Genomic DNA, 22,259 nt, shown 5'->3' with positions numbered 1-22,259 from the left:
CACACCAACCTCGTACCAACCTTCACCGGTCATAGTGGCCCTCTCAGAGTGATTCTGTGAGGAGCGAGTGTCATGATCTATGCCAGACCGGGGTCCGACTCCGGCATCGTCAGCTTCGCCACCCGCTATGACAACTTCATCGACGGCGACTGGGCCCCGCCTATCGAGGGCCGTTACTTCGACAACGTCTCCCCGGTGGACGGCGAAACATTCTGTGCGGTGGCCCGTTCCAGCGCGGCCGACATCGACCTGGCCCTCGAGGCCGCGCACGCCGCCGCCGTCCGGTGGGGCGCTACCTCACCCGCTCAGCGGGCAGCCATTCTCAACAAGATCGCCGACCGGATCGAGCGCAGCCTCGAACCCCTCGCCGTCGCCGAAACCTGGGACAACGGCAAACCGGTCCGCGAATCCCTGTCTGCCGACCTACCGTTGGCCGTCGATCACTTCCGCTACTTCGCCGGCGCCATCCGCGCCCAGCAGGGCCGGGTGGCCGAGATCGACAGCGACACCGTCGCTTACCACTTCCACGAGCCGCTCGGCGTGGTCGGCCAGATCATCCCGTGGAACTTCCCGATCCTGATGGCCGCGTGGAAGATCGCACCCGCCTTGGCCGCGGGTAACTGCGTGGTGCTCAAGCCCGCCGAGCAGACCCCGGCCTCGATCCTGCTCGTCATCGAACTCATCGCGGACCTGTTGCCGCCGGGAGTGCTCAACGTGGTCAACGGTTTCGGGTTCGAGGCCGGAAAGCCGTTGGCGTGCAGCCCGCGGGTGGCGCAGCTGGCCTTCACCGGCGAGACCACCACCGGGCGGCTGATCATGCAGTACGCCAGCGAGAACATCGTCCCGGTCAGCCTCGAACTGGGTGGCAAGAGCCCCAATATCTTCCTGCCCGACATCATGGCCGCCGACGACGCGTTGCTGGACAAGGCGATCGAGGGTTTCGCGATGTTCGCGTTCAATCAGGGCGAGGTGTATGGCTGCCCGTCACGCGCGCTGATCCACTCCTCGATCTACGACGAGTTCCTGGCCCGCTGTGTGGCCCGCACCGAGGCCGTCATCGGCGGCGATCCGCTCGACGACACCACCATGATCGGCGCCCAGACCACCGCCGAGCAGTGCGAAAAGATCCTGTCCTACATCGACATCGGCAGGCAGGAAGGGGCCCGCGTGCGCACCGGAGGGGAAGTACGCAAGGTCGACGGACTGCCCGGCGGCTGCTACATCCAGCCCACCATCTTCGAGGGCGACAACACCATGCGGGTGTTCCGGGAGGAGATCTTCGGACCGGTGGTCGCGGTGACCCGGTTCGACACCGTCGAGGAAGCGGTACGCATCGCCAACGACACCTTCTACGGTCTGAGCGCGGGCGTGTGGACCCGAGACGGCAGCACCGCCTACCGGATGGGCCGCGCCATCAAAGCGGGCCGGGTCTGGACCAACTGCTACAACACCCACCCGGCGCACGCCGCGTTCGGTGGCTACAAGAAATCCGGCATCGGCCGCGAGAACCACAAGATGATGCTGGACCACTATCAGCAGACCAAGAACCTACTGGTCAGCTACTCGCCGACGAAACTGGGGTTCTTCTGATGCAGCAATATCGAACCCATCGGATCGCCATCACCGAACGGGCCCGGACGGTGCTGCGGCAGTTGATCCAACACCACGGAGCCGTGCTGTTCCATCAATCCGACGACGACACCGCGCCGATGTGTTTCCCGGTGCGCGAGTTCCGGATCTGCGGCGCCGACGTGCTGCTCGGTCACCTGCCCTGGCACACCGAATTCTGGATGAGCGCCGACCAATACGAGGTGTGGAAGCACACCCACCTGACCGTGGACGTCGTGGACGGGCGCGGCAGCGGCCTGTCGCTGGAGGCCCCCGACGGGGTGCGCTTCGTCATCCGCTCCCGGCTGCTCACCGATCAGGAAGCGGCCCTGTTGCCGCCGCCACGCACCGGCGCCGATCGGCTGACCTAGAGACCACCGGGATCTCCGAGCCCGCACTGTCGAACCGGACGATCGCGCGGGGCGGGCCAACCTCCGCACTCGCCGCGCGCGGGCGGACCGGCGCTCCTCGGAGAAGAACCGGCGGCGGCGTCTGCCGGGTGGGCGCACGACCACCCGGCGGACGTCGACATCAGCGACCGGGCAGGAACCGCAGGCTGCGCGCGACGGTCATCAGGAACCGCTGCCACTTGTCCTGCGAAACCAGCGGCGGCGCATCCAGATTCAGGAAACGGGTGACCACCACGGTCTGCGGTTCGGTGAACTTGAGCAGCCCGTCGGGGCCGTGCCTGCGCCCGACCCCGGAGATCCCCATGCCACCCATCGGCGCGGCGGTGCTGCCCCATGCGGGGGCATAGCCCTCGTCGACGCACACGGTGCCCGCGTGCAGTTGTGCGGCGATGCGCTCGCCCTCGGACTTGCTCGCCGCCCACACGCTGGCGTTGAGGCCGTATTCGGTGTCGTTGGCCAGGCGCACGGCCTCGTCCACGGTGTCGACCGGATAGATCGAGACCAGCGGGCCGAAGGTCTCATTGCGCCCGCACTCCATCTCGTCGGTCACCTCGGCGAGCACGGTCGGTTCGAAGAACAGCGGACCCAGATCCGGGCGGGCCTTGCCGCCGGCGAGCACCTTCGCACCCTTGGAGGTGGCGTCGGCGACATGCTTGGTGACGGTCTCGAGCTGCGCCTCGGAGATCAGCGAGCCGATATCGGCCGAATAGTCATAGGCCGCACCGAGTTTCGCGGCGTTGACGGCGGCGACGAACTTCTCGGTGAACTCGTCGGCGATCGCGCGCTCGACATAGAGCCGCTCGATCGAGATGCACAGCTGCCCGGCGTTGGAGAAGCACGCGCGCACCGCGGCCTTGGCGACCTTGTCCAGGTTCGCGCCCTTGGCCACGATCATCGGGTTCTTGCCGCCGAGCTCGGCGGAGAACCCGATCAGCCTGCGCCCGCACTGCTCGGCCAGGGTGCGCCCGGTCGCCGAGGAGCCGGTGAACATCAGGTAGTCGCAGCCCTCGACGATGGCGGTGCCGACCACGGTGCCCGGCCCGGGCACCACCGCGAGCAGATCGCGCGGCAGGCCCGCGCGGTAGAGCAACTCGGCGTTGGCCAGCGAGGAGAACGGGGTCTGGCTGTCGGGCTTGACGAGCACCGCGTTGCCCGCGATCAGCGCCGGGATGGAGTCGCCGATCGAGAGCAGCATCGGATAGTTCCACGGCGCGACCACACCGACGACGCCCTTGGGCTGGGTGCGCACCGAGGTGCGGTTGAGCACCGGGAACGCGCCGGGCACGCTGTGCGGGCTCAACAGTTTCGCGGCGTTCTTGGCGAAGTAGCGGGCCGCGAAGATCAGGCCCATGATCTCTTCCTGGGCCGCCCAGCGTGCCTTGCCGGTCTCGGCCTGCACCACGTCCATCAGGAACTCGCGGTGCTCCACGATCAGCGCCCGATACCGTTCCAGCACCGCGGCGCGGTCGGCGACCGAGCGTGCCGCCCAGCGGGTCTGCGCGGTCCTGGCCTTCTCGAACGCCGCGGTCACGTCCTCGGCGGTGCCCACCGGCACGCTGCCCAGCGGGTGACCGGTGAAGGTCTCGGCAATGGTCTTGCGCGAGCGGTCTTCCGGGCGGTCTATCGCGGCCAGCGCGCTCAGACGGTCGAAGACTGCGGCTTCGGGCGCGGGCATCGTTGCCTCCTACAGGTGTATATCGATGCGATCTTGTGTAACCGAGAGATACACACAATCTACGCCGGACGCGGCCTAGTCAGAAGCCACTGCACTGCACATCGTGCCCGATCGTCGCCCATTCGGCCCGAAATGTCGCTTATTCGCGGTCGGCGCGGCAAAGTCAATTCCAGTCCCACTCACCGGGACACAACGGACAGACGGTCCGTTTTGTGGTTTAGGTTGACCCGATGTTCAGAGCGAGGCTCGGGGTTCGTACGCGAATCCTGGCAATCGCGCTCATTCCGAGCTTGACTCTGCTTGTAGTCGGCGTGGGCGCAGCGGGGTACCTGGTAGCCGAAGGGACGACGGCCCGAGAGTGGGCGGTGCAGAACCAGAAGGCGATCCCGCACACCAGGGAGTTGATGGAGGCGGTTCAGCAGGAACGCCGACTGGCCTTGGCCCAGCTCGCCGGTGACGACACCGTGCCGCCCGCACTGGCCGCCGCGCGGATCCGCCTCGACGGCGCGATGCGCGGGCTGATCGAGATCTCGGCCGGGCTGCGCGCGGTCGACGACTCCAAGATCGGCGACGACGTCGCGGGCTTCAACACCCTGCTCAGCCAGATGACCCAGGTGCGGATGGCCACCGACGGCGGCCAGCTGCAACCCTCCGACGCCTACATGTTCTACAACCGGCTGCTCGACGTCATCTCCGTCGGCACCGAGATCGCCGAGCAGACCGCACCCGACACCGAGATCGGCGTCGCGATCGCCGACGGCATGCGCTTCCTCAACGCCGCCGAGGCGATGGCCCGCAGCAACGCCCTGGGCGTCATGCTCGCCACCAACGACGGACCGGCCGCCATCCCGATCGAGGAGTTCCTGCGCCAGGTCGGCTTCTACCACACGGAAATCGGTTATTTGGCCAGCGAACAAGGCGCCGCCAGCGCCCAGCACGAGCGGTTGCAGAAGCTCACCGGAAGCAACGCCTGGCAGCAGCTGTCGCTGATGGAAACCGCGCTCGCGCAACGCTATCTGGTCACGCAGGCCAACGCCGCGAACAGCTCGTCCAGCAGTTCGTCGAGCAGCAGTAGTTCCGCGAGCAGCGCCAAACAGCTGCCGCTGCCGATGTCGACGACGGACTGGCAGAACGCCGCCGCCGAAGTGAACCGCACCCTGATCGACGTCTGGATCTCGCAGAACAAGCACGCCCAGGAACTGGCCGAGGACAAGGCCAACACCTCCGCCGCGAACTCGCTCTACGCCGGCGGCGGCGTGCTGGTGGTCAGCATCGCGGCCTTCCTGATCGCGCTGGTGCTGGCCAACCGCATCATCCGCAGGCTCAAGCGGCTGCGCAGGCAGACCTTCGCCATGGCCGACGAACGTCTGCCCGAGACCATGCGCAGGCTCAACGAGGGCGAAATGATCGACCCCGCAGCCGAAACGCCGGTGCTGGACTTCGGCCACGACGAGATCGGCCAGGTCGCCAGGGCGTTCCAGCACGCGCACGCCGCGGCCATCGGCGCCGCGGTCGCCGAGGCCCGCACCCGCGAGGGCGTCAAGGCGGTCTTCCTCAATATCGCCCACCGCAGCCAGATCGTGGTGCACCGCCAGCTCGAGATCCTCGACGAAGCCGAACGGCGCCAAGAGGATCCGGCGCTGCTCGACACATTGTTCCGGCTCGATCATTTGGCCACCCGGGAACGCCGCAACGCCGAGAACCTCACCATCCTCGGCGGCGGCCAGCCCGGCAGGCAGTGGCGCAACCCGGTCCCGCTGATGGACCTGGTGCGCAGCTCGGTCGGCGAAACCCTGGACTACGCCAGGGTTCGGGTCTCGCGGCTGCCCGAGGTGCACGTCGTCGGCACCGTCGTCGCCGACCTCATCCACCTGCTCGCCGAACTCGTCGACAACGCCACCGCCTTCTCCCCGCCGCAGTCGCGCGTCGAGGTCAGCGGCAACGTGGTCGGCAAGGGCGTGGTCACCGAGATCAGCGACCAGGGCATGGGCATGCCCGAGTCCGAGCTCACCCGGCTCAACGACATGTTGCGCACCCCACCGGATTTCGGTGTCGCGGCCCTGTCCGCGGACTCGCGCCTCGGGCTGTTCGTGCTCGCCCAGCTCGCCGTGCGCCACGGTGTCACGGTGCGGCTCTCCGAATCCGATTACGGCGGCATCAAAGCGATCGTGCTCATCCCCTCGGCCCTGATCGTCACCGACTCGGTGCCCGCGCAGACCCCGGCCGAGCTCACCGACCCCGGCCGGCGGCGGCGCATGACGGCACCGGCGGCGCCCGAACCCGTCGAATCCGCCCAGCCCGCAACAGGAGCGGTCGCGACACTGGCAATCGAATCGCCGCCGCCCTACGGCCCACGCCCGCACCAGCCCCCCGCACCGCGCCCCGACGGCGACGGCCGCCCCGCTCTGCCCCGCCGGAGCAGGCAAACCAATCTGGCCCCGCAACTGGCCGAACCCGCACCCGAGCCGCCCGCCGCCCCGGCGCCGCCCGCCCGGTCCGCCGAACAAGCACGCGATCTGATGTCCGCCATCGAGAACGGGACCAGGCAGGGCCGACGCTCCGCTGTGGTCTCGGACGAACAGGAAGGTTAGGAGTGTCCGCTTCTCCTACAGGTGATCTCAATTGGTTGCTCGACGATCTCGTCGACCGGCTGGCCGGGGTACGCCACGCGGTGGTGCTGTCCACCGACGGACTGTTACTCGGCCGCTCCAGCGCGATGACCCGCGAAGACGCCGAACACTTCGGCGCGATGTCCTCGGCGCTCTACGGGCTCGCGCGCAGCGCGGGCAACCGATTCGACGGCGGCGGGGTCCGCCAGGCCGTCATCGAACTCGACCGGGCCGTGCTGTTCGTCACCTCCGCCGGTGACAACGCATGCCTTGCGCTGCAAGCGATCGAGTCCGCGAACCTGGGCATGGTGGCCTACGAAATGAACCTCACCGTGCAACGTGTCGGCACCTATCTGTCCACCACGCCACGGCGTGATCTCGTCGGACAGGGCGAGTCGAATCTGCCATGACGCACCCGCGTGAGCCCTGGTTCGACGAGGCGGCAGGTCCGCTGGTGCGCCCCTACGCGGTCACCCGCGGGCGCACCAGCGCGGCCGGTCCCGAACTGGACATGCTCACGTCGGTGGTCACCGACGAATCGGCGAGCCCGCTGCGCCGAATGGAACCCGAATACGCCGATATCCTTCGGCTGTGCCGTGTTTCGCAATCGGTGGCCGAAGTGTCGGCACAGTTGCGTTTACCGCTCGCGGTGACGAAGATCCTCGTCGGCGACCTCATCGGCGACGGGCAACTCATATTCCGTGCTCCCGTACCGACGGAAGCCGGGCCCGAAGACCTCAACATATTGCGAGCGGTACTGGATGGAATCCGAAAACTTTGACCCCAGCGGCACGCCGCATTTGGCCGCCTCGGTCAAGATCCTCGTCGCCGGCGGCTTCGGCGTCGGCAAGACGACCATGGTCTCGGCGATCAGCGAGGTCGCGCCGCTGCGCACCGAAGAGCTGATCACCGAGGTCAGCACCGGCGTCGACGATCTGTCCGGCGTGGAATCGAAGACAACGACCACGGTCGCCCTGGACTTCGGCAGGCTCACCATCGACCGAGACCTGGTGCTGTATCTGTTCGGCACGCCGGGACAGGACCGCTTCTGGTTCCTCTGGGACGAGCTGGCTCGCGGCGCTCTCGGCGCGGTCGTGCTGGCCGACACCCGCCGCCTCGGCAATTCCTTTGCCGCCGTGGACTTCTTCGAACGGCGCAGGCTGCCGTTCATCGTCGGCGTCAACTGCTTCGACGGTGCACCGGTCTACACCATCGACGAGGTGCGCGACGCGCTCGACCTCGACCCGAGCACGCCGGTACTGCTGTGTGATGCCCGCGATCGCGGGTCGTGCAAGCTGGTCCTGATGACGTTGGTGGAGCACCTCATCGAGCGGGTACAGCCGTCGGCGGTCACCACCTGAGCTTGCGCCCCGGCTGTCGGAGCCGCCGGGGCGCAAGCCTTTTCCCAGGGTCACATCTGGTTCAGCCAGGCCAGGAACAGCAGCACACCCAAGGCGCACAGCACTACCGTCACCGGTATCGGCCAGCGAGAGCCCGCGTGGCCGAGCACCGCGCGTGCCAGTCGCACCTGTAGCGCGCCGAGCGCGGTCAGCAGCAGCAGACACACCGGCAGCAATCCCAGGCCCAGCAGCGCGTGTACCGCCCATGCACCGGCCAATGTGGGCCCACCCCAGGAGTTCTCGTAGTCATCTGCGGCTACCAGCGGGTAGAGCACACCACGCACCATGGCGAGCACGGCCAGGAACGCCGAGAACCAGGTCACCAATCCCAATGCGCCACTGAGCACTCGGTGCACAGTGGCACGCACTGCCAAACGGTCACGCGGAGTGATGGGTTCGCCGAGTAGTCGCCGAGGAACGCGTAGTCGCGGGGCGACCGGGCCGACCGCGAGGGGAAGCGCCCACAGGGCGTAAGCCGCCCCGCGCAGCCAGGCCGGGAACACACTCATGCAGCCGACCGTAGCGGGTTGTGCCGGTGGCTCAGCGCAATCGGCCCGCATCCACCAGATCGTCGAACAGCAACTGATCCACCGGGGGCACCAGCGCGCGGTCGGCGTAACTGAACCACGCCATCTCCTCGATCTCGCTACTGGCGGCGAGGGTGCCGCGGTAGTCGGCGGTGTAGCAGCTCATCCGCACCACCAGTCTTTCCGCTGGCGCGTGTACCGCTTCGTAGGTGCCGACGTGCGCGACTGTTTCGGGCAGCAACGCGACAGTCAGCTCTTCCTCGATCTCGCGCACCAGCGTCTCCAGATCGGTCTCGGTGCCTTCGCGCTTGCCGCCGGGGATGTAGAACACATCCTTGCCGCGCGGGCGAGCACACAGGATCCGCCCGCCCTCGATCCGCACCCATGCGACTGTGTCGATCAGCTGCCCGTCCACCCTCGCACCCTAACCAGTGACGGACCGGGCACTCAGAGCGACACCGGCGATTTGCACGCGGCGGCCGGCAGCGACGCGGGCTGCGGCAGTGCACCCCCAGGCGCGCCGATGTCTTGGGGCGGCGGCGCACTCCATGGGGGCAAGGAAATTCAGTGTCTCCCCCGGGGAGCGCGCCACTATGGTGAACCGATGACATCGGTCAAACAGATCCAAGTCACTTTCGACTGCGCCGAACCCGAGCGCGTCGCCCGCTTCTGGTCCGAGGTGCTGGGCTACGAGCACCAAGGGACGGCAGCCGTCGATCCCACGGGTGTGGGCCCGCGCCTGTACTTCCAGCGCGTGCCCGAGGGCAAAGTGGTCAAGAACCGGGTGCATATCGATGTGCGGGTCGGCACCGGGCTCGTGGGCGTGGAGCGCGTGGCCGCCTTGGAGGCCGAATGCGCACGACTGATCCCGCTCGGCGCGGTACGCCTGCACCTGCTGGAGGCCGATGACGACAACGAGTCCTGCCTGCTGATGCAGGACATCGAAGGCAACGAGTTCTGTCTGGACTGAACAGACCTGAGTTCTGGCATGTTCGGTGCCCGGCAGTGCGAAACTGCCGGGCACCGAACGCTTTCTAACGGCTCAGCCGCTGGAAACGACGCACCGCCAGCGGCAGGAACACCGCCGTGAGAATCAGCGGCCACACCGCGCCCATCAGCAGCGCATGCTGCTCGATCCAGGAATCGCCACTACCCGACGGTGAACCGAACAGCTCACGCGTGGCCGCGGCCGTCGAGGAGATCGGGTTCCACGAGGCGATCGCGCCCAGCCAGCTCGGCATCAACTGCGGGGCAACGAAAATGCTCGAGATCATCGTCAGCGGGAAGGCGACCGCGAACAGCCCGCCCGCCGCCTCCGGATTCGGCACCATCAGACCCAGCCACACCCCGACCCAGATCAGCGCGGACCGCAACCACAGCAACAGCGCGAAAGCCGCCAGCCCACCGAGGATGCCGCCTTCGGGACGCCAGCCGATGACCAGTGCGGTGAGCATCAGGATCGTCAACTCCGCGCACGCCACGATCAGATCGGTGACACCACGGCCGGCCACCACCGCCGACGGTGCCATCGGCATCGAACGGAACCGATCGATGACCCCCTTGGTGGCGTCGTGCACCATCACCGTCGCGGTGTTGATGAACCCGAACGCCATCGTCATGACGAACATGCCCGGCATCAGGAAGTCCCGGTAGTCACCGCCGCCGGGCACCGTCATCGCGCTGCCGAACACATACCCGTACAGCAGCACCGACAGGATCGGGAAGCCGAGCTGCCAGGCGATGTTCACCGGCATGCGCTGATAGTGGGTCAGCCCGCGCCGCACCACATTCCAGCTGTCCGCGACCGCCCAGTACGCCCGCGACCGCGACTTCGCCGGGGTGAGATCCATGGTTGTCATCAGGCCGCCGCCTCCGTGCTCGTGCGATGTCCGGTCAGGTGCAGGAAGACATCGTCGAGGCTGGGCCTGCGCAAGCCGATGTCCTCGACCGTGATTCGCTCGTCCTGCAAGGTGCGCGCCACCTCGGTGAGCGCGCCGACGCGGTCGGCGACTGGTGCGTGCACCCGGCGCAGTACCTCGTCGATGTCGGGTTCGCCGTCACAGACCCGCGCCACCAGCTTGGCCACCGCGGGTAGGTCGACGGCGTCGGCCGCGATCACCTCGATGAGGTCGCCGCCGATCGTGTTCTTCAGTCCGTCCGGGGTGTTGTCGGCAATCGCGCGACCCTGATCGATCACGGTGATCCGGGACGCCAGTTTGTCCGCCTCCTCCAGGTATTGGGTGGTGAGCAGCACCGTGGTGCCGTCGGCGACCAACGCGCGCACCGACTCCCACACCTCGCCGCGGCTGCGCGGGTCCAGCCCGGTCGTCGGCTCGTCGAGGAACAGCACCTCCGGTGCCAGGATCATCGAGGCCGCCAGATCGAGTCGGCGTCGCATGCCGCCGCTGTAGTCGCCGACTCCCTTGTCGGCCGCGTCGACGAGGGCGAACTGCGCCAGCAGTTCTTCAGCCCGCTGCTTCGCGCGCTTGCCGCCCAAATGGAAGAGCCTGCCGAACATTTCCAGGTTCTGCCGCCCGGTGAGCACCTCGTCCACCGCCGCGTACTGACCGGTGAGCCCGATGCGAGCGCGGACCGCACGCGGCTCCCGCGCCACGTTCAACCCCGCCACGGTGGCGTGGCCCTCATCGAGCCGGATCAGCGTGGACAGGATGCGCACCGCCGTGGTCTTGCCCGCCCCGTTCGGCCCGAGCAGCCCGTGCACCGTGCCGCGGCGCACGGTGAGATCGAAACCGTCCAGGGCCCGTTTGTCCCCGTAACTCTTCCCCAGACCCTCGGCGAAGACCGCGTATTCGTTCACTCAAACCCTCCGATTCGTACCGCACCCGCGAAACTGGGTACGTTGTACCCGATTAAGAGTACAACGTACCCAGTTTCTTGCCAAGCGGCTATTGTTGCCACCATGACGAGCACGGAGACCAGCGGAAGCGGTGACCTCGCACGCACTCTCGATCTGCTGTGGGACTCCGGCCCGCGCCCGAGCCGCGGTCCGAAACCGGGTCTCACGCTCGATCGCATCGTGGAGGCCGCCATCGAGGTGGCCGACAGTGAAGGGCTCGCGGCCGTCACCATGCGCCGGGTCGCCACCCAGCTCGGCACCGGCACCATGTCGCTGTATCGCTACCTCCCCGGCAAGTCCGAACTGCTCGACGTGATGCTCGACCGCGTGCAGCAACCCGCCGCCGAACCCACCCCGGACGGCGACTGGCGCGGCGCGCTGGAAGCCATGGCCCATCGCGGTCTCGCGCTGTTCCGGCGCCATCCGTGGCTGGTCGAGGTCAACCAGACCCGGCCGGTGCTCGGACCCAGTGCGGTCGAGGGAATGGAGTTGTTCCTAACCGCGATTCGGCCGATGGGCTTGCCGGATCGGGAGCTGATCTCGGTGGTCATCCTGATCGACGGCTACGTCGGGAGTGCCGCGCGCACCCAGTTATTCGCGCAAGAAGCCGAGCGCAAGACGGGTCTGACCAACCAGGAATTCTGGGACGCACAGGCTCCCCGGTTGGAAGTGGCCATGGCCAGCGGTCGCTATCCCGTCATGAGTTCCCTCGATGACGACGCCTTCGACGGCACCTTCGACCACTTCGACTTCGGTCTGCAACGGATCCTCGACGGGCTCGAGCACTATGTGGCGCAACGTAAGAAGTACAGGGCACGGTAGTCCCGGGGTATCGAGGTGTGTCACCGCCGACCCCGCCTGCGTTACTCGGTCAACCGAACTGGCTGATTCGACCTCGGTGACCGTCTCCGTCAGCCTCGAAAACCATCGGCGCGGTACGGCTTTGCGCAAAATGCCGCCACGCAGACGATCTCGGCATCGCCCGGCAGGCCGAATTCGAGTCGAGTAGGTGCGAATACGTCAACGTGCTGCGGATCAACCGGCGTGCACGGTCAGCGCGTCGCGGCCGAGGGCCTCGGCCAGGCGCTCGAGCGCCGCATCGAAACCCTTCCGCGGCAGCGGCGCACCGTCGAACATCGCCACGGTCACCGTGTCGTCGGCGAGTTCCCACGTACCGGCGATGCGACCGCCGACGACCACGATCGGTGAGATCCAGCCCGCGGTGCGGCTGACCTTCGCACGATGATCCCCCGGCAGCAGCACGGTGTCGGCGGTGCCCGGACCTAGGACGTACTGGTCGAAGCCGCCGAGCAGGTGCACCGCCTTCGTCGGCTTCGTCGCGGCGAGCTCGTCGAGGTGTTCGGTCAGTAGATAACCCGATCGGCCCTCGACCTCGACCTCGGTGACCGTCTCCCCCAGCTCCGAAAACCAGCGGCGCAGCACGGTTTTGCGCAAGCTACCGCGGCTGAGCCAGGCGTCGAACGCCTCTGGTGTCGCGGGCCCGTAGGCGCCGAGGTAAGCGGTGATCGCCAACGGCGCCGCGACATCGGGCTCCGGCAAGCCCGGCCAGCCATCGACCAGCTGTGCCGGATCGGCGAAGGTTATCTTGCTGCCCTGGGCCGGGCCGTGGCAGATCGCCCCTTGCCAGGCAAGGGGTTTGAGCAACGCGCCCCAGCCGGAGCGTAGCTGCTCACCGAGCCGATGGAACGGGGGGTCGGCGATGATCGCCTCGACCAGTTCCTCGCGAGTGAGCACCGCGCCGTCGAGCACCTCCCGCACCCGCTCGGTCAGCGCCGCGACCTCGGCGGGCGAGGCGCCGAAGTTGCGCTCCCACACCGGTCGCTCCCAGGTGCGCGCCGACGCGAGCAGGGAAAGGTAAGCCGCGGCGAGATCCAGGGTGAGCGCGTGCAGCGTGCCGCGCATCGCCCACGTCTTGATCAGAGTTCGGTCATTGAGCGCACCGACCAGCGCACCCGCTTGCGGGGCCGAACCACGTAGCGCCACTGCCAGTTCCGCGGCCGAGGTGACCTGGGCCTGCACCCCGCACAACCGAGCCACGATCTCGGTCAGCTGCGTAGCGGGTGCCGCGACGTACTGCCTGCGCAGCCGCCACGTGAAAACCTGATCCCAGGTGAGGCGCACAGGTACTCCTTCGATCTTCAGCCCAACACGGCGCTGCAGAAGGCTACCGTGGCCGCGGCGAACGCCAATCCGGTCACCGTTGTCGCGATGACGCCGAGCAGCGCGGTGCGGGTGGTCGCCCGCCGGATCGGGCTCACCGGATCGACCAGGCGCTCGGCCCTGGCCAGCACGGCGGTGCCCGCGGCGGCCAGCGCGCCCGAGGGGACCGGGCCGGAGACGCCGAGGATCACCAGTAGTCCGCCGAGCAGCGGTGCCGAGCCGTGGGTGCGCGCCGCTTTGTCGTCGGCGCACATCTCGAGCAGCCGGGCGATCTCGGCGGCGCCCGCGGTGACCAGGCGCAGGCCCGGCAACGTGGTGGCGATCGCACGCAGTACCGCGGTGAGCGGGGCGTGCCTGCCGGAAAGGTGGGCGCGTTCGTGCGCCAGGACCGCCGCGAGCTGATCGGGCGCCAACGCCTCGACCGCGGCGCTGGTGACGACGATGGTGTCGGGCCGGCCCGGCACGCAATAGGCTTGGCGCTCCGGCGAATCCAGGACCAGCGCGGCCAGTCCGGGCACCCGGCGCCCGACCAGTCGCAACGCTTTCGCGTGTTCCTGGGTGCGCTTGCGCATCTCGCGCACCACCGTGACCGCCCGGGCCACCACGGCGATGGTGCAGGTGGCGACCAGCGCGCCGACCGCGAACGTGGCGGCTTTGGTCGCGCCGGTGCCGTCCTCGTGGATCGGGGTCCACATGATCGCGAAGCAGGCGCGCAGCGCGTCGTGCGGATGTCCCCAGTAGGTGGCGAATTCGACGGTGAGCATGGTCGCCGCCGCGGCCCACGAGCCGAGCGCGCCGACGATCGCGACGACCCAGGCGATGATGCCCAGCCGTGGCGCGTTGCCGCGCCGGGTCAGCCTGCGCAGTACCGGCGGGCCGACCGTGGCCACGGCGCTGCCGTAGAGCATCAGTGCGATCGCCAGGGTCATGGCGCGGTGCCCGGCGGTGCGTCCGGCGTCTTGCGGGCGGTGAGCCTGCGTAGCGCGGCGCGCAAGCCCGCCGATTCCTCGGCGCTGATCCGGTCCACGAAATGGCTCAGCACCAGATCGGAGCGGCCGCCCGCGCCGAGCGCCTCGAGCATGAGCCGGGCGCTGTGCTCCTCACGGGTCAGCGTCGGCCAGTACCGGTAAGCCTTGCCCGCGCGCTCGCGCGCCAGCCAGCCCTTGCGGTGCAGGTTGTCCATGGTGGACATGACGGTGGTGTAGGCGATGTCGCGCTGCGCGGACAACTCGTCGAATATCTCGCGCACCGTGGTGTCCTCTGCGTCCCGATCCCAGATGCGGTCCATGATCACCGCCTCCAGGTCTCCAAATCCGCGCACCGTACCGACTCCCTCATCCAAAACGTGCCGTGCCGTCGGGCCAGCGTACCGGTTCGTCCGAATTGCTACGTAGTTAAACCGTAGATTGCGCGCGTTCTGTTCGATCACCCGGGTTCCGGATGTCGGTGGGCTATGCGAACATATGTTCGTGTCCGACGCACCCGCCTCCCGCCCGCGGATCGTGGCGCGGGCCGAGTCGTCGATTCTGCATGCCGACCTCGATTCGTTCTATGCGGCTGTCGAGCAACGCGATAACCCGCGGTTGCGCGGCAAGCCGGTCATCGTCGGCGGTGGGGTGGTGCTCGCGGCGAGTTATGAGGCGAAGGCGTTCGGGGTGCGCACGCCGATGAACGGCGGGCAGGCGCGGCGGTTGTGCCCGCACGCGATCGTGGTGCCGCCGCGCATGGCGGCCTACGCGGCGGCGAGCAAGGCGGTGTTCGAGGTCTTTCACGACACCACCCCTGTCGTCGAGGGCATCTCGATCGATGAAGCGTTTCTCGATGTCGGCGGCCTGCGCCGGATCGCGGGTGCGCCGATCGGTATCGCCGAACGGTTACGCGCCCGGGTGCGCGACGAGGTCGGGCTGCCCATCTCGGTCGGCATCGCCCGCACCAAATTCCTGGCCAAGGTCGCCAGCGCCGTCGCCAAACCCGACGGCCTGCGTTTCGTGCCACCCGACGGCGAACTCGAATTCCTGCATCCGCTGCCGATCGAAAGACTCTGGGGCGTCGGCGAAGTCACCGCCCGTACCCTGCACGAACACAACATCACCCGAGTCGGACAGCTCGCCGATCTCGGCGAAAGCCCTTTGCGCGCCATCCTCGGCCCCGCCGCCGCCCGCCACCTTTACGCCCTGTCCTGGGCCCGCGACCCCCGCCGCGTCGAAACCGGTGTCCGCCGCCGATCCATCGGCGCCCAGCGCGCCCTCGGCCGCGCACCCCACCCACCCGACGAAATCGAGGCCTACCTGCACGGCCTGACCGACCGCCTCGGCCGCCGCCTCCGCGCCGCCGACCGCATCTGCCGAACCGTGGTGCTACGCATGCGTTTCGACGACTTCACCCGAGCCACCCGCTCGCACACCCTGCCCGAAGCCACCGACCACACCGACACCCTCTTACAAGCCGCCCTGTCTTTACTGGCCACCGCCATGCCGACCATCGAGGAACGCGGCCTCACCCTGATCGGCCTGTCCCTGACCAACCTCACCGACGCCGACCCCTTCCAACTCCCCCTCCCCTTCGACCCCCGCGCCACCAACACCCTCGACGCCACCCTCGACGACCTACGCCACCGTTTCGGCTCCACCGCCATCACCCGCGCCGCACTCCTCCGCCGCGGTGAAGATCTGTCGGTTCCCTTGTTGCCGGACTGACCCGACGATGCCGGGCCTGCGGGCCCGACCACCGCAGTCCCGCAAGGGGAATGAGGTGCGAGGCGCGTGGTCGGCCGGGGGCCCGTTCGGGATTCCGAAGCACACTGGCACTTCAGCCATCGAGCTGGGAGAACAGGAGCGTCGCCAGAGAACGGGCTCCCGAGAACGGCCATGCTACGCGGCAGTGCGTCGGCGTAGCACGACCGTTCAGCTCCGAGCTGCGAACGTCGTATCGCGCCTACGAAGAGGGCTGGGCTTGGGTGGCGGCCAAGGCTTCCTCTTGGATACGCGGGAATTGCGCGGCCATCGCTTCGGCTAGGGCCTGGGCGGCGGAGAGGGGCCGGATCATGACGGTGAGGCTGTCGATCAGGCCGTTCTCGTCGTAGTGCAGGAAGTCGCAGCCGTTGACGGTTTTGCCGTTGACGGTGGCTTCGAAGATCAGAGCGTGGTCGCGGCCGTCCGCGTTGGCGATCTCGCGCACGTACCGGAAGTCCTCGAAGACGCGCAACACCCCGCGCAGGATCGCGGCGGTGATCGCCTTGCCCGGGTAGGGCTTGAACGCCACCGGGCTGGTGAACACGACGTTCTCGGCGAGCACCGCCGCCATCGCCTCGCTGTCCCTGGCCTCGACGGCTTCGCGGAACGTAGTCATCCCTGTACCTCGCATATGCAACTCGTTGAATAGGGTTGATCGAGAGTAACTCAGAAGCGGCACCGCGAGACGAGTAAGGGCACCAGCCTGTGCGGCACCCGCCGTTGCGGTATCCCTCAGCGGGCGCACGCGGACAACGAACGGGGCCTGCGCCGAGGGTGCCGAAGGGTGCCGCACAGGCAAATCGAGTGCGCGACCTACTCCATCTTCACCGGGATCTTCCGCGCAGAACTTGCGGATTCATTCATCCGGATCCGCACGCTGAGGATCCCGTTCGCGTAGGTCGCGGCGATGTCGTCGTCTCGCGCTCCCGCGGGCAGCGCGACGGTGCGCATGAGCGATCCGTAGCGGAATTCGGAGTATCCGCCGACCGAACGTTCTTCGCTGCGTTCGGCCTTGATCGTCAAATGCCCGTCTTGCACGGAGACCTCGAGGTCCCGATCGGGATCGATCCCGGGGATCTCGACGCGCACGACGTGGTAGTTGTCCTTGTCCGGTGCTTCTTCGACCCGCAGATCACCGCTGGAGCCGGATCCGACGAACGGCACGATCTTGCGCAGGAAATCGCCGACGCCGGCGAGGGGCGAGCGGGACTGCTGTGACTGAGGAAGCTGACTCATCATTTCCTCCTGAAGTCGGCTGCTGACCCCGCCAATTTTATCGCCGTTCAGCGAGATCGTTTGGGGCGCTTGTCCATCAACCGCAAAATCAACGGCGTGAAGATGAGCTGCATGGCCAGGTCCATCTTCCCGCCGGGCACCACGATGCAGTTGGGGCGCGACATGAACGAGTCGTGCAGCATCGACAGCAGGTAAGGAAAGTCGATCACCTTGGGATCGGCGAAACGAATGACGACGAAACTCTCGTCGGCGGTGGGAATGCTGCGGGCGATGAACGGGTTCGAGGTGTCCACAGTGGGCACGCGCTGGAAGTTGACGTAGGTGTGGGAGAACTGCGGGCAGATGTATTTCACGTAGTCGGGCATGCGGCGCAGGATCGTGTCGATCACCGCCTCGCTGGAGTAACCCCGTTCGGTCTTGTCGCGGATCACCTTCTGAATCCATTCGAGGTTCACGATCGGCACCACCCCGACGAGCAGATCCGCATACCGCGCAACGTTCACCGTGTCGGTCACCGCAGCACCGTGCAGCCCTTCGTAGAACAGCAGATCGCTGCCGGGCGCCAGATCCTCCCACGGCGTGAACGTCCCAGCGGGCTGCCCGTACGGTTTGGCTTCGGAATCGTCGTGCAGATATTTGCGCACCGACCCGACCCCGGTCTCGCCGTAATCGCGGAACAACCGCTCCAGTTCCTCGAGCAGATTCGCGTCCTCGCCGAAATGAGAGAAGGTGAGGTCGCGATGCTGTTCGGCCTCGGCGAGCGCCAGCTTCATCTCGTTGCGGTCGTAGCGATGAAACGAATCACCCTCCACCACAACGGCATTGATGCCTTCTCTGCGGAATATCTCCTGAAAGGTCCGCGTGACGCTGGTCGTTCCCGCACCGGATGACCCGGTGATCGCGACGACGGGATGCTTGACCGACATGGCACCTCCTCGATGGCCGGACAACAGATTTCAGTGCGGCGCGGGCCGGAACAGCGAACGCGTCCCGAACAACGAGCTGTCGAAGACGTGCCCCTCGTCGGGCTCGCTGTGATAGCGCTCGATCCGCTCGACCTCGTTGCGCGACCCGAAGATCAGCGGCACCTGGTGATGCACCTGCTCCGGCGGCACCTCCAGCACCCGCTCACCACCCGTGGTCGCCCACCCACCGGCCTGTTCGACGATGAACGCGATCGGATTGGCGCCGTAGAGCAACGACACCCGACCCGGACGCGCCGGCGGTCGAGTGTCGTGCGGATACAGATAGACCCCGCCCCTGGTCAGAATGTGGAAGGTGTCCGCGACCAGCGACGCCACCCAGCGCATATTGAAATCCCGCCCACGCGGTCCTTCCACGCCGTCCAGGCACTCGTGCACATACCTGCGCACCGGCCGCTCCCAGAACCGCTCGTTGGCGGCATTGATCGCGAATCCCGAGGTGTCCTCGGGAATGCGCATCCGCGGATGGGTGAGCACGAACGCGCCGATCTCCCGGTCCAGGGTGAAACCGTCGACACCGCTGCCGGTGGTGATCACCAGCATGGTCGCGGGCCCGTACAGCGTGAACCCGGCACAGACCTGGCGCACACCCGGTTGCAGGAAGTCCTCGGCGGCGGGTGCACCGTTGTCCGGCGACCGGAGCACGCTGAAAATCGTTCCGACGGGCAGATTCACGTCGATATTGGACGACCCGTCGAGCGGATCGAAGGCCAGCAGATACTTGCCGCGCCGATGCGCGTCGGGCACCGGATGAATGGTCGGCATCTGTTCCGACAGCAGCGCCGCCAGGTGCCCCGTCCACTGGGTTTCGGCCACCATGATGTCGTTGGCGATGGCATCGAGCCTGCGGTGCACCGTCGGCGGCAGATTGTCCGGCTCGGCCGCGCTGTGTTCACCTACCCCGTCGGCTACGCCTCCTGCCGTCCCCCAGTGCGAACCGACAATGGCGCCCCTGGTCACCTGGTTGGCGATGATCTTCGTCGCGGTCGCTACGACATTCACCAACGCGGAGAACTCACCGGAGGAGCCGGGGTGCCGGTGCTCCTCCTCGATCGTGTAGCGGGTGAGCGTCTTCAGTCCCTCTGGCATGGGCGCCTCGATCTCGTCACGCTGGGGCCCGCGCGCTCGGCCCGTCCTGCGGTGCGGTGCTGTCGGTGAACACGCTGCTGCCGTAGACATCCTGGTCGGTCAGCGTGATCAGATCGGTCTTGCGCAGCGGCCTGCGCAGCTCCACCAACCGCTTGGCCTGCCGCAACCGGCAGCGGTCCAGTGCGTTGCGCACGCTGCGCGCGTTGGAGAACCGCGGCCGGGTCATCCGCAGCGCCAGGTATTCGGCGAAGGCGGTCTGCGCGGGCTCGTCGAAGCGGAAGTTCTCCCGCGCCACCATGAGATCGGCGATGCCGAGCAGCTCCGCGTGGGTGTAGTCGGCGAACTCCAGATGATGGGCCACCCGCGAGGACAACCCGGGATTGGCGGAGAAGAACCGCTCCATCCGATCCGGGTAGCCCGCGAAGATCACCACCAGGCTGGCGCGCTCGTTCTCCATCTCCTGCAACAGGATCTCGATGACCTCCTGCCCGTAGTCCCGCTCGTTCTCCGGCCGGAACAGGTAGTAGGCCTCATCGATGAACAGCACCCCGCCGGCCGCCTTGGCCAGCGCCTCCTTGGTTTTCGGCGCGGTGTGGCCGATGAACTGACCGACCAGGTCGTCGCGGGTGACGGTGTGCACCTTCGGTTTCCGGATGTAGCCCAAGGCGTGCAGCATCTCGGCCATCCGCAGCGCGACGGTGGTCTTGCCGGTGCCCGGCCCGCCGGTGAAGCTCATGTGCATGGTGGGCCGCGACGCACTCAGCCCGAACCGCTGCCGGGCCCGGTCGATCAGCAGCAGTGCCGCGATCTCGCGCACCCGGCGCTTGACGTTCGCCAGGCCGACGAGTTCGGCGTCGAGCCTGCGCAGCGTGTCCTCCACATCGTTGCCCGCGATGTCGGTCGACAGATCGAGCACCGCGTCGTCGTCGAGGATCTCCGGCTCGACCGGAGCCTCGGCGGGTTCGGCCCGCACCGGCCTGCCGTCCCCGGTGCCGGGACGGTGCAGCCGGAAACCGTTGGCCTCAGCCGCCATACCGCTGTCCCCGGCGGTCGTCGGTGGCGTAGGAGTGCAGGCCGTACTTCTGCTGCCGATCCGGACCCTCCAGCCGGGTGAGCAGGAAACCCGGTTCGTCGGCCGGGCGCTGCACCAGGAAACTCAGCGCCGTGGTCTGCCTGCCGAAGCGGGCGTCGTAGGCGAGCACCCGGATGTAGTGGTGCGGGAAAGTCGCACGGCAGGCATTGATCTCGGCGAGCACACCGTCGGGCTCGTCCAGATCGAACAGCGGCAGCCCCCACATCTCCCAGTAGGCGTTGCGGGGATGCGGGTCGTCGGTGTATTCGATGGACACCGGCCAGCTGTTGAGCAGCGCGTAGCGCACCTGGGCGGAGATCTCCGCGTCGGTGAACTCCGGCAGGTACGAAAACGTTCCGTGACGCAGGTACATGGCTCGGGCTCCAAGGGGTTTCAGCGAGTGGCCGTCGGCACCGCGTCGGGCGCGTCGGTGGAGGTGTAGTCGAAGGTGACATCGCCCCAGGTCGCCAGCGCGACGTCGAGCGGACGGCAGATCTCGGCGGCCTTGCGCAACACGTCGGGGCCTTCCTTCAGCAGATCGCGACCCTCGTTGCGGGCCTTGACGACCGCCTCCAACGCCACCCGGTTCGCCTCGGCGCCCGCCGCGATACCCAGCGGATGCCCGATGGTGCCGCCACCGAACTGCAGGATCACGTCGTCACCGAAAAGGTCCAGCAGCTGGTGCATCTGCCCGGCGTGGATGCCGCCGGAGGCCACCGGCATCACCCCCGGCAGGCTCGCCCACTCCTGATCGAAGAAGATGCCGTTGCCGAGGTTGGCCGGAATGTGGTTCTCCCGCAACGTGTCATAGAAACCGCGGGTCGTCGCCGGATCGCCCTCGAGTTTGCCGACCACCGTGCCCGCGTGCAGATGATCGACGCCGATCAGCCTGCACCACTTGGCCAGCACCCGGAAGCTCACGCCGTGCGTCTTCTGCCGGGTGAAGGTGGAGTGCCCGGCCCGGTGCAGGTGCAGCAGCAGTCCGTTGCGCCGCGCCCAGTGCGACATCGACTGCATCGCCGTGTATCCGACGGTGAGGTCGATCATGATGACCACGCTGCCGAGCTCCTTGGCGAACTCGGCCCGCTCGTACATGTCCTCCATCGACGCCGCGGTGACATTCAGATAGTGGCCCTTGAGTTCTCCCGTCTCGGCCATAGCGCGATTGACGCCTTCCATGGCGAACAGGTAGCGGTCCCGCCACCGCATGAACGGCTGGGAGTTGATGTTCTCATCGTCCTTGGTGAAATCCAGTCCGCCCTTGCACGCCTCATAGATCACCCGGCCGTAATTGCGTGCCGACAGACCGAGTTTCGGCTTCACCGTCGCGCCGAGCAGGGGGCGGCCGTACTTGTTCAGATACTCCCGTTCCATCACCGTGCCGTGCGGTGGTCCCTGGAAGGTCTTCACGTACGCCACCGGGATGCGCATGTCCTCCAGGCGCAGTGCCAGCAGCGGTTTGAAACCGAAGACATTGCCGATCACCGAGGAGGTCAGGTTGGTGATCGAGCCCTCTTCGAAAAGGTCGAGATCGTAAGCGACATAAGCGAAGTACTCACCCGGCCGTCCCGGCACCTCATCGACCCGATAGCACTTGGCCTGATACTTCGAGTGCGCCGTCAACCGGTCGGTCCACACCACCGTCCAAGTCGCCGTGGACGATTCGCCCGCGACCGCGGCCGCCGCCTCGATCGGATCGACTCCCGGCTGCGGGGTCACCCGGAACACGGCGAGCACATCGGTATCAGACGGCTGATAGTCCGGCGCGTAATATCCCATCGACGCATACGATTGAACACCCGGATCCCACCGGTCCCGCTCGGTCGCTTCGGCCATCGTTCCTCCTGGGATCGGGTTGTGCGCCTTGCGAATTCCAGGAT

Annotated in this window: 24 protein-coding genes; 9 read left to right on the top strand and 15 right to left on the bottom strand. The window is 67.3% G+C overall.

Annotation, left to right across the window (positions count from 1 at the left end):
* The first annotated feature begins 72 nt into the window (after window positions 1–72).
* Window positions 73–1,590 (top strand): aldehyde dehydrogenase family protein, encoded by a 1,518-nt coding sequence (locus tag NN4_RS00880; protein WP_147128000.1) that lies wholly within the window; start codon window positions 73–75, stop codon window positions 1,588–1,590.
* Window positions 1,590–1,979 (top strand): DUF779 domain-containing protein, encoded by a 390-nt coding sequence (locus NN4_RS00875; protein ID WP_107656672.1) that lies wholly within the window; start codon window positions 1,590–1,592, stop codon window positions 1,977–1,979. Before NN4_RS00880 ends, NN4_RS00875 begins: the two co-directional genes overlap by 1 nt.
* 160 nt (window positions 1,980–2,139) lie before the next feature.
* Here the strand turns inward: NN4_RS00875 and NN4_RS00870 are convergent, their stop codons facing one another.
* Window positions 2,140–3,693 (bottom strand): succinic semialdehyde dehydrogenase, encoded by a 1,554-nt coding sequence (locus tag NN4_RS00870; protein WP_147127999.1) that lies wholly within the window; start codon window positions 3,691–3,693, stop codon window positions 2,140–2,142.
* Window positions 3,694–3,983: 290 nt separating this feature from the next.
* Between NN4_RS00870 and NN4_RS00865 the strand changes: the two genes are divergently transcribed.
* From NN4_RS00865 to NN4_RS00850, 4 genes are read left to right on the top strand one after another with little or no spacing between them, the layout of a single operon-like run.
* Window positions 3,984–6,284, top strand: a complete 2,301-nt coding sequence (locus tag NN4_RS00865) for a sensor histidine kinase (RefSeq protein ID WP_246180630.1) — start codon at window positions 3,984–3,986, stop codon at window positions 6,282–6,284.
* 2 nt (window positions 6,285–6,286) lie between these two features.
* Entirely contained in the window at window positions 6,287–6,712 is a 426-nt protein-coding gene (locus NN4_RS00860; protein WP_107656670.1) for a roadblock/LC7 domain-containing protein, read from the top strand.
* The gene (locus NN4_RS00855) at window positions 6,709–7,083 is read left to right on the top strand and encodes a DUF742 domain-containing protein (RefSeq protein ID WP_107656669.1); all 375 of its coding nucleotides are present in this window, start codon (window positions 6,709–6,711) and stop codon (window positions 7,081–7,083) included. The genes NN4_RS00860 and NN4_RS00855 overlap by 4 nt, the downstream gene beginning before the upstream one ends.
* Entirely contained in the window at window positions 7,064–7,663 is a 600-nt protein-coding gene (locus tag NN4_RS00850; protein WP_107656668.1) for a GTP-binding protein, read from the top strand. The genes NN4_RS00855 and NN4_RS00850 overlap by 20 nt, the downstream gene beginning before the upstream one ends.
* A gap of 50 nt (window positions 7,664–7,713) precedes the next feature.
* Here NN4_RS00850 and NN4_RS00845 read toward each other — a convergent pair whose 3' ends face one another.
* Window positions 7,714–8,211 carry a hypothetical protein gene (locus tag NN4_RS00845; RefSeq protein WP_147127997.1) on the bottom strand — a complete coding sequence of 166 codons (498 nt, stop codon included), beginning with the start codon at window positions 8,209–8,211 and terminating at the stop codon, window positions 7,714–7,716.
* Between the two features lie 31 nt (window positions 8,212–8,242).
* On the bottom strand, window positions 8,243–8,644 hold the full coding sequence (locus NN4_RS00840; RefSeq protein ID WP_135231026.1) for an NUDIX hydrolase: 402 nt from the start codon (window positions 8,642–8,644) through the stop codon (window positions 8,243–8,245).
* A 189-nt stretch (window positions 8,645–8,833) separates the two neighbouring features.
* Between NN4_RS00840 and NN4_RS00835 the strand changes: the two genes are divergently transcribed.
* On the top strand, window positions 8,834–9,199 hold the full coding sequence (locus NN4_RS00835; RefSeq protein WP_147127996.1) for a VOC family protein: 366 nt from the start codon (window positions 8,834–8,836) through the stop codon (window positions 9,197–9,199).
* A gap of 64 nt (window positions 9,200–9,263) precedes the next feature.
* Here NN4_RS00835 and NN4_RS00830 read toward each other — a convergent pair whose 3' ends face one another.
* Both NN4_RS00830 and NN4_RS00825 read right to left on the bottom strand, forming a co-directional pair.
* Window positions 9,264–10,088: an ABC transporter permease gene (locus tag NN4_RS00830; protein WP_147127995.1), complete on the bottom strand. Its 825-nt coding sequence runs from the start codon at window positions 10,086–10,088 to the stop codon at window positions 9,264–9,266.
* Window positions 10,088–11,047 carry an ATP-binding cassette domain-containing protein gene (locus NN4_RS00825; RefSeq protein WP_147127994.1) on the bottom strand — a complete coding sequence of 320 codons (960 nt, stop codon included), beginning with the start codon at window positions 11,045–11,047 and terminating at the stop codon, window positions 10,088–10,090. The genes NN4_RS00830 and NN4_RS00825 overlap by 1 nt, the downstream gene beginning before the upstream one ends.
* A gap of 102 nt (window positions 11,048–11,149) precedes the next feature.
* Between NN4_RS00825 and NN4_RS00820 the strand changes: the two genes are divergently transcribed.
* Window positions 11,150–11,908, top strand: a complete 759-nt coding sequence (locus NN4_RS00820; RefSeq protein ID WP_147127993.1) for a TetR/AcrR family transcriptional regulator — start codon at window positions 11,150–11,152, stop codon at window positions 11,906–11,908.
* Between the two features lie 213 nt (window positions 11,909–12,121).
* Here NN4_RS00820 and NN4_RS00815 read toward each other — a convergent pair whose 3' ends face one another.
* The 3 genes from NN4_RS00815 to NN4_RS00805 are packed head-to-tail and all read right to left on the bottom strand — an operon-like array spanning window position 12,122 to window position 14,588.
* Window positions 12,122–13,228: a winged helix DNA-binding domain-containing protein gene (locus NN4_RS00815; protein WP_147127992.1), complete on the bottom strand. Its 1,107-nt coding sequence runs from the start codon at window positions 13,226–13,228 to the stop codon at window positions 12,122–12,124.
* A 17-nt stretch (window positions 13,229–13,245) separates the two neighbouring features.
* Complete coding sequence (locus NN4_RS00810) at window positions 13,246–14,196, bottom strand: M56 family metallopeptidase (protein WP_147127991.1); 951 nt, start codon at window positions 14,194–14,196, stop codon at window positions 13,246–13,248.
* Window positions 14,193–14,588, bottom strand: a complete 396-nt coding sequence (locus NN4_RS00805; RefSeq protein ID WP_281289293.1) for a BlaI/MecI/CopY family transcriptional regulator — start codon at window positions 14,586–14,588, stop codon at window positions 14,193–14,195. The genes NN4_RS00810 and NN4_RS00805 overlap by 4 nt, the downstream gene beginning before the upstream one ends.
* 142 nt (window positions 14,589–14,730) lie before the next feature.
* Here NN4_RS00805 and dinB point away from each other — a divergent pair, with 142 nt between their 5' ends.
* A complete protein-coding gene (gene dinB, locus NN4_RS00800) occupies window positions 14,731–15,963 on the top strand; it encodes a DNA polymerase IV (protein WP_147127989.1) in 1,233 nt (410 codons plus the stop codon).
* A gap of 238 nt (window positions 15,964–16,201) precedes the next feature.
* Here dinB and NN4_RS00795 read toward each other — a convergent pair whose 3' ends face one another.
* The 7 genes from NN4_RS00795 to NN4_RS00765 all read right to left on the bottom strand — a co-directional run bounded on the left by NN4_RS00795 (window position 16,202) and on the right by NN4_RS00765 (window position 22,215).
* Window positions 16,202–16,615, bottom strand: a complete 414-nt coding sequence (locus tag NN4_RS00795) for a nuclear transport factor 2 family protein (protein WP_147127988.1) — start codon at window positions 16,613–16,615, stop codon at window positions 16,202–16,204.
* A gap of 197 nt (window positions 16,616–16,812) precedes the next feature.
* Complete coding sequence (locus tag NN4_RS00790; protein WP_186818188.1) at window positions 16,813–17,235, bottom strand: Hsp20/alpha crystallin family protein; 423 nt, start codon at window positions 17,233–17,235, stop codon at window positions 16,813–16,815.
* Between the two features lie 47 nt (window positions 17,236–17,282).
* The gene (locus NN4_RS00785) at window positions 17,283–18,161 is read right to left on the bottom strand and encodes a phosphoribulokinase (RefSeq protein WP_135231010.1); all 879 of its coding nucleotides are present in this window, start codon (window positions 18,159–18,161) and stop codon (window positions 17,283–17,285) included.
* A 30-nt stretch (window positions 18,162–18,191) separates the two neighbouring features.
* Window positions 18,192–19,307, bottom strand: a complete 1,116-nt coding sequence (locus NN4_RS00780) for a class 1 fructose-bisphosphatase (RefSeq protein ID WP_147127986.1) — start codon at window positions 19,305–19,307, stop codon at window positions 18,192–18,194.
* Window positions 19,308–19,323: 16 nt separating this feature from the next.
* Window positions 19,324–20,340, bottom strand: a complete 1,017-nt coding sequence (locus NN4_RS00775) for an AAA family ATPase (protein WP_147127985.1) — start codon at window positions 20,338–20,340, stop codon at window positions 19,324–19,326.
* Window positions 20,330–20,752: a ribulose bisphosphate carboxylase small subunit gene (locus tag NN4_RS00770; RefSeq protein WP_107656651.1), complete on the bottom strand. Its 423-nt coding sequence runs from the start codon at window positions 20,750–20,752 to the stop codon at window positions 20,330–20,332. The genes NN4_RS00775 and NN4_RS00770 overlap by 11 nt, the downstream gene beginning before the upstream one ends.
* Before the next feature lie 20 nt (window positions 20,753–20,772).
* On the bottom strand, window positions 20,773–22,215 hold the full coding sequence (locus tag NN4_RS00765) for a form I ribulose bisphosphate carboxylase large subunit (protein WP_147127984.1): 1,443 nt from the start codon (window positions 22,213–22,215) through the stop codon (window positions 20,773–20,775).
* Window positions 22,216–22,259: the final 44 nt, after the last annotated feature.

Source organism: Nocardia ninae NBRC 108245 (assembly GCF_007990755.1).
GTDB classification, from domain to species: domain Bacteria; phylum Actinomycetota; class Actinomycetes; order Mycobacteriales; family Mycobacteriaceae; genus Nocardia; species Nocardia ninae.
The sequence above is the reverse complement of the archived record's forward strand: the minus strand, read 5'-3'. Positions and strand labels throughout refer to the sequence as shown.

Coding starts and splice junctions, on each gene's coding strand:
- NN4_RS00880 (WP_147128000.1), top strand. CDS start 73: ATGATCTATGCCAGACCGGGGTCCGACTCCGGCATCGTCAGCTTCGCC.
- NN4_RS00875 (WP_107656672.1), top strand. CDS start 1,590: ATGCAGCAATATCGAACCCATCGGATCGCCATCACCGAACGGGCCCGG.
- NN4_RS00870 (WP_147127999.1), bottom strand. CDS start 3,693: ATGCCCGCGCCCGAAGCCGCAGTCTTCGACCGTCTGAGCGCGCTGGCC.
- NN4_RS00855 (WP_107656669.1), top strand. CDS start 6,709: ATGACGCACCCGCGTGAGCCCTGGTTCGACGAGGCGGCAGGTCCGCTG.
- NN4_RS00850 (WP_107656668.1), top strand. CDS start 7,064: ATGGAATCCGAAAACTTTGACCCCAGCGGCACGCCGCATTTGGCCGCC.
- NN4_RS00845 (WP_147127997.1), bottom strand. CDS start 8,211: ATGAGTGTGTTCCCGGCCTGGCTGCGCGGGGCGGCTTACGCCCTGTGG.
- NN4_RS00835 (WP_147127996.1), top strand. CDS start 8,834: ATGACATCGGTCAAACAGATCCAAGTCACTTTCGACTGCGCCGAACCC.
- NN4_RS00830 (WP_147127995.1), bottom strand. CDS start 10,088: ATGACAACCATGGATCTCACCCCGGCGAAGTCGCGGTCGCGGGCGTAC.
- NN4_RS00820 (WP_147127993.1), top strand. CDS start 11,150: ATGACGAGCACGGAGACCAGCGGAAGCGGTGACCTCGCACGCACTCTC.
- NN4_RS00810 (WP_147127991.1), bottom strand. CDS start 14,196: ATGACCCTGGCGATCGCACTGATGCTCTACGGCAGCGCCGTGGCCACG.
- dinB (WP_147127989.1), top strand. CDS start 14,731: ATGTTCGTGTCCGACGCACCCGCCTCCCGCCCGCGGATCGTGGCGCGG.
- NN4_RS00795 (WP_147127988.1), bottom strand. CDS start 16,615: ATGACTACGTTCCGCGAAGCCGTCGAGGCCAGGGACAGCGAGGCGATG.
- NN4_RS00790 (WP_186818188.1), bottom strand. CDS start 17,235: ATGAGTCAGCTTCCTCAGTCACAGCAGTCCCGCTCGCCCCTCGCCGGC.
- NN4_RS00785 (WP_135231010.1), bottom strand. CDS start 18,161: ATGTCGGTCAAGCATCCCGTCGTCGCGATCACCGGGTCATCCGGTGCG.
- NN4_RS00780 (WP_147127986.1), bottom strand. CDS start 19,307: ATGCCAGAGGGACTGAAGACGCTCACCCGCTACACGATCGAGGAGGAG.
- NN4_RS00775 (WP_147127985.1), bottom strand. CDS start 20,340: ATGGCGGCTGAGGCCAACGGTTTCCGGCTGCACCGTCCCGGCACCGGG.
- NN4_RS00770 (WP_107656651.1), bottom strand. CDS start 20,752: ATGTACCTGCGTCACGGAACGTTTTCGTACCTGCCGGAGTTCACCGAC.
- NN4_RS00765 (WP_147127984.1), bottom strand. CDS start 22,215: ATGGCCGAAGCGACCGAGCGGGACCGGTGGGATCCGGGTGTTCAATCG.